This window comes from Candidatus Coatesbacteria bacterium (assembly GCA_014728225.1).
In the GTDB taxonomy this organism is placed as follows: Bacteria; RBG-13-66-14; RBG-13-66-14; order RBG-13-66-14; family RBG-13-66-14; genus WJLX01.
This window is the reverse complement of the sequence record WJLX01000158.1, coordinates 1-9300: the sequence shown is the minus strand read 5'-3', so window position 1 is coordinate 9300 and position 9300 is coordinate 1. Positions and strand designations below refer to the sequence as shown.

The window sequence follows — 9300 nt, the reverse complement described above, 5'->3', positions numbered from 1 at the left end:
TCGGACTCATTATCCCTGAAAGGTCATCCCTGAAAGGTCGTTCCTGAAAGGTGGATCAGCTTCAACCATCGAGACGCCGAAAACGCGCTAAAGCACCTCGGGAGCAGACTGCGCGCTTGGTCATAATCAGGTGATAATCCCTTTGGGAACACACGATCATGGACCAGTCTGGCTGCTGTTGGGGTAATCTAGCCTGCCGGGATCGATACTGATGCTGTTGATTGAAGCTAAACTCCATCTCCCTGATAACCAGGCTGAGGTTGCGCTTGAAACCGCCGTGGTGGGCCTTTCGCCGTCGTTTGGCATAGCCCCGGAAGTTCTCGAGGCCCTTGATATGCACCCTGCCATTGACCAGGGCCTTGTCAGTGTTGATGCTTTATGGTGAAAACCGTTGAGTGACAGCTTGTTATCGGTCTGTCAGCCGTCGGAGTAGACGCTCGAGCCCAGCTCGGCCTCTCGAGCGGCGGCGATGCGCTAGTACTTGCCGAATGTGTTGGGATGGACGCCGACCTTGTTGGCCGCTCGGGCCGCGGTTACTTCAAGCCACAACAGCTCGGCGATCAATTCACGCTCTTCTTCTGAAAGCCCACGGCGAGACGGTTTATAGGTGAAGCGTTTTCGACAGCGCTCGCACTTCCGCCGCCCGTCGCCAAACCTCTACTGATAGCGATAGTTACACTTCGGACACTTGACATGCCTGTCGAAATTACTCTTTAAGCCATCTGCCACAGCGCCTCCTTTACTTTACTTGTGGCAAGATAGCATCCTGGTAACTCTCGTGACTACAAGAATATCACAATACATGATGATCCATGAGCGTTAAGGTATCCCATCCCTTTTAATGTGTCCCGCCCTCTCCCGAACCCGACACGTTTCGCTAGCCCTCTAAACCGGAGCCTGCAAACCCGCAGCAAACCACCGACCCACCCAGAGGCGCGCCAACACCACTGAGAAACCCGTAGGGGCGGCTGCCCCCAGCTACCCGCTTTGCCTAGCGTCAGACGGGTGAGAACCGTCCACGACAGAGGGCCGGCGGATTTCTTGCGCAACGAACCCGACCCAGGGTTCGTTGCGCGTGCAAGAAACTGGTGCCGGTGCTGCTTCGCAGCATTGGAGTTACGACTTCGTTGTAACTCCGGCCCGGCGATGGCGAGGATAAACCGCGGGCGGGATTGAAACCCGTTTCTTCAGGATGCCGGCCGGTGGCCGGCGACTTATCGCAAGTTAATATCATTTACCGGAGAAGTCTGTGAAATGATTGACAGACCGCCGGGCGCGTGTTAAGAATACGGTGATTGACGCTTGTTGAGACCCGGCCATTCTTGCTTCCCGGCCGCCGCGACATCGCTGGTCGCCGCGGGGGAGCACGAGCCCGTCTAGCGAGCCAGAGGCCACACGACGCCATGGTAACGCAGCTCTGCCGCTCCGCCGGCCTGGTCGCGCGGGAGCGGCGACTTGCCGTCCTCTTATCGAGACCGGACCCCGGCCTGTTTTTGGGCCCGCTTTGTGAAACAGAGAACGAACTCTACCGGCTTCTGTCCCCCTTCCAACCCCCCGAGGAGGCGCTTTAATGCTCACCCTTGACCGCCAGCGGATGCGCGAGGAGATCGAGAGCACCGCTGAACGTCTGGGCCGCCAGCGGTCCAGCCTGATACCCGTGTTGAAGACGCTGCAACGCCGGTTCGGCTATATCTCCGAGGAAGCCATCGAAGAGGTCGCCGAGGTGCTCGGGCTGCGCCAGTCCGAGGTTTACAGCGTGGCCACCTTCTACCACTTCCTCTCCGATGAGCCCCTGGGCCAGTACGTCATCCGGCTCTGCAAGAGCCTGTCCTGCGAGCTGAACGAGAGTCGCCGCGTCGCCCGCCAGCTCGAGAACGAGCTGGGCATCGAGTTCGGCGAGACCACGGAGGACGGCCTGTTCACCCTCGAGTACACCTCCTGCATGGGGATGTGCGACCAGGGTCCGGCGATGATGGTCAACGATAACATCTACACCGAGCTGACCCCGGCCAAGGTTTCACTGATCGTCGCCGACCTGCGCCGCGGCTATCTGCCGCCCCAGGATCCGGACATCGTCAAGCACAACCTGCGCCAGGCCGGTCCCCTGCTCGAGGGTGCCGATGACAAGAGCGAGGGCCTGAAGAAAGCGCTGAAGATGACGCCCGAAGAGCTCATCGAGATCATCGGCGACTCCGGCCTGCGCGGCCGCGGCGGCGCCGGCTTCCCCACGGGCAAGAAGTGGACCTTCGCCCGGAGCGCCGAGGGCGATGTCAAGTACGTCGTCTGCAACGCCGACGAGGGCGAGCCCGGCACCTTCAAGGATCGCCTGCTGCTCTCCGAGTACCTGGATCCGATCCTCGACGGCATGACCATCGCCGCCCACGCCATCGGCGCCGAGCACGGCTTCCTCTACCTGCGCGGCGAATACGAGTTCCTGCGCACCCATATCGAAGAAGCCCTCGCCGCGCGGCGCGAGAGCGGCCTGTTGGGTAAGGACATCCTCGGCTCCGGGCTGAACTACGACATCACCGTCAGCGAAGGCGCCGGCGCCTACGTCTGCGGTGAGGAATCGGCCCTGATCGAGAGCCTCGAGGGCGGCCGCGGCGAACCCCGCAACCGACCCCCCTTCCCCGTCGTCAACGGCGTCTACGGCAAACCGACCACGGTCAACAACGTCGAGACCTTCCTGGCCGCCGCCCGGATCATCGAGGAAGGCGCCGAATGGTTCAACAAACTGGGCGCCGACTGCACCAAGGGCACCAAAGTCTTCAGCGTCTCCGGCGACTGCTGCAAGCCGGGCATCTACGAGCTGGAGTGGGGCATCTCCGTGGAAGAGCTGCTCAAGCTCGTCGGCGGCGAGGAGGCCCAGGCCGTCATGGTCGGCGGCTTCTCCGGCACCCTGGTGCCGCGGGACCAGTTCGCCGAGCGGCGCATCTGCTGCTCCGACACCCCCTCCGGTGGCGCCGTCAAGATCGTCGGCCCCCAGCGCGACATCCTCGAAACGGCCATCAACGTGATGGAGTTCTTCGTCGACGAGAGCTGCGGGCAGTGCGTGCCCTGCCGCTACGGCTGCAGCCGCCTGCTCGAAGGGCTTGAGATGCTGCGCGACGGCGTCTGCCCGACGCAATACCTCAACCGCCTGATGAACCTGGGTGACTCGATGTACGACGCCTGCAAGTGCGGCCTGGGCCAGACCGCCCCCAACGTCTTCCAGGCCGTCGTCGAGAACTACCGTGACGACCTCCTCGGCCGGCTCGAAGGTTAGCCGGTTCAGAGACCACCTTTTCTCCCCGAAAGGAGCATTTGACAATGGCCGAACCTAGCGCCACCAAAGAGGCCGCCAAGACCGGGGCCGCCGAGATGGTCAAGCTCACCATCGACGGGCGGGAGACCGAGGTCGAGGTCGGTACGACCATCCTCCAGGCCGCCCGTGAACTCGGCATCCACATCCCCACCCTCTGCTACCACGACGACCTGAGCGTTTCCGGCTCCTGCCGGATCTGCGTCGTCGAGGTCGAGGGCTTCAGCACCCTGCAGATCGCCTGCGCCTTCCCCATCGAGCGGCCGATCAACGTGACGACGAGCTCGCCGCGCATCCGCCGCTCCCGCCGCCACACCCTGGACCTGCTGCTGGGGCATCACTGGGGCGACTGCTACACCTGCAAGCGCAACGGTTCCTGCGAGCTGCAGGAGCTGGCCGCCGACTACGGCATCGACACCTTCAACTATCCGCGCCCCGACTTCGGGCCCTTCGAACTCCAGGCCGACGGTCCGATCGTGCGCGACATGAACAAGTGTATCGGCTGCTTCCGCTGTGTGCGCACCTGCGGCGAGCTGCAGGACATCGGCGCCCTGGTCAAGGTCGACCGCGGCGAACTCGTCCACATCGAGAGCTACGCCGAGAAGCCGCTGATCGACACCCTCTGCGTCGCCTGCGGCCAGTGCATCAACCGCTGCCCCACCGGCGCGCTGACCGAGAAGGACTACACCGACGACGTCTGGGCCGCCATCGACGACCCGACCAAGCACGTCGTCATCCAGACCGCCCCGGCGCCCCGCGCCGCCATGGGCGAGGCCTTCGACCTCGGACCCGGCGTCAGCGTCACCAAGCGGCTCAACACCGCCCTCAAGCGCTGCGGTTTCGACAAGGTCTTCGACACCAACATGACCGCCGACCTGACGATCATGGAGGAAGGCACCGAGCTGCTGCTGCGCCTCAAGAAGGCCCTCGTCGACAAGGAAGAGGTCGCCCTGCCGCAGTTCACCAGTTGCTCCCCGGGCTGGATCAAGTTCGTCGAACACAACGCCCCGGACAAGCTGGCCCACATCTCGAGCTGCAAGAGCCCCCAGCAGATGTTCGGCGCGATCATCAAGACCTACTACGCCGAGCAGGCGGGCATCGACCCCAAGGACATCGTCAGCGTCTCGCTGATGCCCTGCACCGCCAAGAAGTACGAGTCCCAGCGGCCCGAAATGACCGACTCCGGCTTCCAGGACGTCGACTACGCCCTGACCACCCGCGAGTTGGCCAAGATGATCAAGGAGGCCGGTATCGACCTCCCCAACGTGCCCAAGAGCGACTTCGACGATCCCGTCGGTCTCGGCTCCGGCGCGGGCATCATCTTCGGCGCCACCGGCGGTGTGATGGAGGCGGCCATCCGTACCGCCTACGAGATCGTCACCGGCAACGAGGTTCCCTTCGATGAGCTGGACATCACCCCGGTTCGCGGTATGGAGGGTATCCGCTTGGCCGAGTTGCCCATCGAGGGCGCCAAGGGCGACTGGGCCTTCCTCGAAGGCGCGACCCTCAAGGTGCTGGTGGCTCACGGCACCGCCAACGCCCGCAAGGTCATCGAGATGCTCGACCGCGGCGAACTCGACGGTTATCACTTCGTCGAGATCATGGCCTGCCCCGGCGGCTGCCTGGGCGGCGGTGGTCAGCCCATCCCCACCTCACCGGCAATCCGCGAGAAACGGGCCCAGACCATCTATGCCGAGGACCACGTCATGGAGTACCGCAAGAGCCACGACAACCCCGTCGTCCAGAAGCTCTACAAGGAATACTTCACCGACGGACCCTGCGGTCACAAGAGCCATAAGTACCTGCACACCCACTACGTCCCCCGCGGCACCCGGATGAGCTAGGGGTTCCGCGAGCGTACGGCAACACCAACGGGGTCTCCCCAGGGAGACCCCGTTATTCAATTGTTGTTCCCTGTTGGGCGGTCCCGGCTGCTGAATCACCTGAAGCGACCCGCCGCGAAAGCGTGTAATGTAGGGGCGGGACTTTAGTCCCGCCCGTTAACGAAAACGCGGTCGGGTCTGATGACCCGACCCTACGGGGTCAATAGTCTATGTTAAGGCATTGGGGTATTCGACTGGCTCGCCGCCCCGCTCCGCCCTCCCCCGGTCCGGGGGTTTCGTCTTGCGACGAACCTCCACTGCCCCCGCCCGGCCCCGTCACGGTTCTTGCGTTCCGCAGACCTCCCTTCGGCGGGAGGTCTGCGGGCAAGAACGCGTGCCGGGGCCTTGCGTTAGTTCCCTCCCGCGCCGGTTTTGTGTAATGGGGCCATCGAAAGCCTCCCTCGGAGGGATTCCAGTGATCGATGATCATCCCCATCGGCATTTGACAGCCCCAGATACAGGTCGTGCACTTGGCGTCATAAGTCCGGATGTCCTAACGCCGATGCCCACGGCTGCGATAGGTTTCCAGGTCGGGCGGCACTCCGTAAAGCGCTGAGCCAACCGGGGGATAACCATCGGCGTCTTTTTAGTATCTTCAAACCGCTTGCCTTGTAGAATCCGGCCGTCTCAAACCGCGGGTCAGGAACCGGAACCGCCTGTCCACTTGCTTCCATGCCTGCATGGAAACGGTGCTTCGCTTGTGCAGCCTTTCCCATGGCGACTATGACTTCGCCGAGTTCATCTCCAATTGTCCCGTCAACCCGAAGCACATATCCCAAGTAGCTGTGGCTCCGCTCGTCGAACGACCGCATCAGCGGGATGCGGGGCTTGATGGATATAATCCTCCCGGACCAAAGCAGCTTCTCAGATTATTCCTTGGACCCACCATCTGTCTTATCCTACATCGACGATTGTGCAATGAACTCACTGTGTGCGTTCGATGCGTTCGGCGGTGATCCGGTTGGTGATGGCGAACAAAGGCTTAATGTGCTTGGTCATTTCCTTTCTCGCCTATTTTTGTCTTGATGCTTCCAGTATCCATCTTTTTCTATCGACCAGACCGCTGACTCTGTCAGAAATGTGCCGGGAGCCCACGTTAGTTTCCCTCTCCACGGGCTACCTTGGTTCCAGCCGCCAAGAAGCTCTTGTTCTCCTTGAATCATCTGTTTTTTTTGCCAGTCACCTTCCAAGGCGTGTCCCCAAATGATGTCACTCTGTATTCCGGGATTCTCTCTATCCCGATGAATCGGTTTCCCGAAGACAGATACGTCACCAGCTTCTTTATGCCCCCCCACACGGCTTATTCTCCCATGACCGTATCTGGTATCACCTCCGACAAAGAGGGTGTCGATATTGTCCAACTGACTCCGAAAGCCGTTTTTTCTCAGGAAGACGTACCCTAAAAGCAGCACGGCGCTCGTTTCCTCCTGACAGTTGGAATCACGCCACCAGGGATTGATACATTCTGTTTCCCGGAGAGTGCCTTCAGACGCCGAGTACGATTCGGGAGCGATTGCGGTGCCGGGTCGGGAGCCCATCAGACGACGTCTGAAGTCACGGTCAGACAGATATTCCTCGCCGCCGTTGCAGCACCATTGGAGGCCTTTCTTCCTGAATAACGGCCTCCAAGCCAGGACCTTGTCGCCCCTTTTCTCGGCGGGAAAGAGGTAGGTAAAGCGGCATTGTTCCCTGATTTCCTCTCCACGTTTGCGGTAATCCGGAAAGCTGTCGCCGTTACTTGATCGAGATATCTCAGCGGTCACAGCACCCCAAAGCGTACGCGCCGGGACATAGGGTCGACAGCGGTTCAAGGCCCCTGCCGGAGGTATGCCGACGAAAAGCGGCGCTTCCAGTCGCCAGACCCAGCGAAGTGCCGTCCAGGTCATGTTCACACCTCACTCTTTTGCGGCACTCGCGCGTGATAGCGGGCGTAGACGAGTGTTTGCCGGACCAGATCACGAGCCAGCAGCAGCTTGTCTAGATCCTTGCCCATCTGCTGAAGCGAGTCAAAGACGTCGCCATTGTCAGAAAGTAACGGAGCCTGCCGTGGTGTCTTTTTCAGGAAGCTAGAAATCTTCTGCTTGACATACTCGGCCCCGTTGCCTTGCGTTTTTAGAAAAAGAAACAGAGCATAAAGACCCTGTTCTTCCAGCACAGACAGGGCATCGGTAATCACTTTTTCCAGGTCATCCGAAGAGTTGTTTGCGATTTCTTTACCCCGCTTGGCACAAGCAAGGTCCAGGTTTTCGAAGGTCGGAGCATCCATTACTTGTCCTCCTTCCCTGACTTATCCGCATCGTCAGGCTTCGTCGTTTCCAGCACACGCAGTCGTCCCATGCCCCGGCTTCCCATGCCACCGATACCGAGATGCTCCAGATATGGATGGGCCTTAGTAACGACATCTCTAACCCCCCCTGGTGAGCCGACCGCCTCCACCTTATTACCCCCATTGATCTTAAAGTGTTTTGGATTACGGCAGGTTACCTCCCAAAAAAGCACTGTGCCTCGAGGCAGAGCTTCATAGGTGAACAGCGCCCTTTTCTTAGCCGCGCCGGTGGCCGGATCGATGGCGACCGAGGTCCGTACTTCGAGGTTGCTGTTCACGATGTGGGTGAACAGCTTGTCGGAAACGACACCCAGGCGGCTGGTAATGTAACCTGGTATCCCCAGCTCTTCTATCTTTTGAGCAATCTCCTCCAGTGGCTGCCAATCTGTCTTGACCTGCAAAAACAGCCAGCCGAGATTCAATGATGGCAGAGCTTCCGCCCCGTCCGTTTTGCGGTAAAGGACCTGCTGCTCAGGCAGGTCGCCCAGTTCTGAGGGTTTGGCGATGCCGGTTTGCCGCAATGCCATTGGACAGGTGATCCACTGCGGCCCCAATTGCGATGCCACGGGAAAGAGCAGCACATGCATGTCGCTGAATGCAGCCAGTCCCGCGAACCCACCGCTGGAGCCTATCCCTTTGGCAAAACCGAACACGGTGCACACAGGGCAATCGGCGCTTCCACAATGGCCGCCCGCACCATCGCGCTCCGGCTGACCAAGACCCGCGCAGTTGGGGTATTTCTCCTTTGCCATGGCCGTGTATGCTCGCATGACTCCCGCGATGCTCGAACCCGGAATCTTTGGTATCCGCGTAACCGGATCGCGCACGATGGTGTTATCCACCCGGCCCAATCGGGTTCCACCAGTGCCTACATGGATGGGATCAAGCGCCACACCGCTAAAAGAAAATGTTTCATAACTCCGAGGTTCTGCTGACATCGGTCACCTCCTGATACTTGCTTTTTTAGTACGCTCATGTGCCATTCAAGGCACCAATCCAGGAGTCCGTCCCCAGCGGCTTGCACCAAAGATTCAAGGCAAGCGCCTCGAGCACCCAGACGTTCATGGAACACTGCGCGGGCCAGATCGAGCCAGGCCGTCTTCCCTCCCGCGATCCATGTACCATCCGGTTCTTGCCAGGCCCCGCGTCGCTCGACAATTACCGACCATGCGCTGCGAAGCGCGGTCTGGCTTGCTGCGTACCGGTCTATCAGTCTCCAGAGATCTCTCATCCGCAGCCATTCCGTTAGTTGTCTACGACTCAACGGTTCGAACCGCCTTGCCGTGCTATCCATGAAGAGAGTGGTGGTGAGCGAGGGATAAACGCGAACACCATCCCCGGATCGCAAGTCTTTCACATGCCTGAAAACCTGCCCTTTGGGATGTTGGAAATCCAGCGGAAAACGGACCTGCTTGTCTTCCACAGCAAGGTACTGATAAAAAACGTCATCCCGTCCGTCGGGGAGTCCGATGGGTATGGTTTTAAGAAGCTCATATGGATGATCAAGAGACTTGAGGCTAAGGCTGGTGACGCCCTCCCGTGTTTCGCATCCCGTCACCCGCCAGGTTTCGGATTTCTTGATCCTGTCCAGATCATCTTCGATGGTCCGCGCCGCATCTATCACGGCCTGAAACGGCGTCATCCTAGGAAAGGCCACAACGCCAACTCGAAGTGGCAGCCGGTCCCAAACACGGGCAAATTGTTCGCGCCATGCTCCAATCGCCCGGTCCACGCAAGTCGATGCGGCTTCGAGTGGCAGAAGGACCCGAAAACGCACCGGGGAAAGGTCG

Annotated in this window: 6 protein-coding genes; 3 read left to right on the top strand and 3 right to left on the bottom strand. The window is 60.2% G+C overall.

Going from position 1 to position 9300, the window contains the following annotated elements; all coding sequences use genetic code 11:
• The first annotated feature begins 211 nt into the window (after positions 1 to 211).
• From GF399_11455 to GF399_11445, 3 genes are all read left to right on the top strand, one after another.
• Entirely contained in the window at positions 212 to 385 is a 174-nt protein-coding gene (locus GF399_11455) for a hypothetical protein (GenBank protein MBD3400928.1), read from the top strand.
• Between the two features lie 1185 nt (positions 386 to 1570).
• Positions 1571 to 3265 carry an NADH-quinone oxidoreductase subunit NuoE gene (nuoE, locus tag GF399_11450; protein ID MBD3400927.1) on the top strand — a complete coding sequence of 565 codons (1695 nt, stop codon included), beginning with the start codon at positions 1571 to 1573 and terminating at the stop codon, positions 3263 to 3265.
• A 44-nt stretch (positions 3266 to 3309) separates the two neighbouring features.
• The gene (locus tag GF399_11445; protein ID MBD3400926.1) at positions 3310 to 5145 is read left to right on the top strand and encodes a 2Fe-2S iron-sulfur cluster binding domain-containing protein; all 1836 of its coding nucleotides are present in this window, start codon (positions 3310 to 3312) and stop codon (positions 5143 to 5145) included.
• A gap of 1034 nt (positions 5146 to 6179) precedes the next feature.
• On the opposite strand, the gene GF399_11440 is transcribed toward GF399_11445, so the two are convergent.
• Genes GF399_11440 through cmr4 form a run of 3 tightly spaced genes read right to left on the bottom strand, consistent with a single transcriptional unit; the run spans position 6180 to position 8448 of the window.
• Positions 6180 to 7076 (bottom strand): hypothetical protein, encoded by an 897-nt coding sequence (locus GF399_11440; GenBank protein MBD3400925.1) that lies wholly within the window; start codon positions 7074 to 7076, stop codon positions 6180 to 6182.
• Positions 7073 to 7450 (bottom strand): hypothetical protein, encoded by a 378-nt coding sequence (locus GF399_11435; protein MBD3400924.1) that lies wholly within the window; start codon positions 7448 to 7450, stop codon positions 7073 to 7075. The genes GF399_11440 and GF399_11435 overlap by 4 nt, the downstream gene beginning before the upstream one ends.
• A complete protein-coding gene (gene cmr4 / locus GF399_11430; protein MBD3400923.1) occupies positions 7450 to 8448 on the bottom strand; it encodes a type III-B CRISPR module RAMP protein Cmr4 in 999 nt (332 codons plus the stop codon). Before cmr4 ends, GF399_11435 begins: the two co-directional genes overlap by 1 nt.
• Positions 8449 to 9300 lie beyond the last annotated feature (852 nt).

Bases quoted from the DNA above. Each gene is read 5' to 3' on its own strand.
- GF399_11455 (MBD3400928.1), top strand. From the start codon at position 212: ATGCTGTTGATTGAAGCTAAACTCCATCTCCCTGATAACCAGGCTGAG.
- nuoE (MBD3400927.1), top strand. From the start codon at position 1,571: ATGCTCACCCTTGACCGCCAGCGGATGCGCGAGGAGATCGAGAGCACC.
- GF399_11445 (MBD3400926.1), top strand. From the start codon at position 3,310: ATGGCCGAACCTAGCGCCACCAAAGAGGCCGCCAAGACCGGGGCCGCC.
- GF399_11435 (MBD3400924.1), bottom strand. From the start codon at position 7,450: ATGGATGCTCCGACCTTCGAAAACCTGGACCTTGCTTGTGCCAAGCGG.
- cmr4 (MBD3400923.1), bottom strand. From the start codon at position 8,448: ATGTCAGCAGAACCTCGGAGTTATGAAACATTTTCTTTTAGCGGTGTG.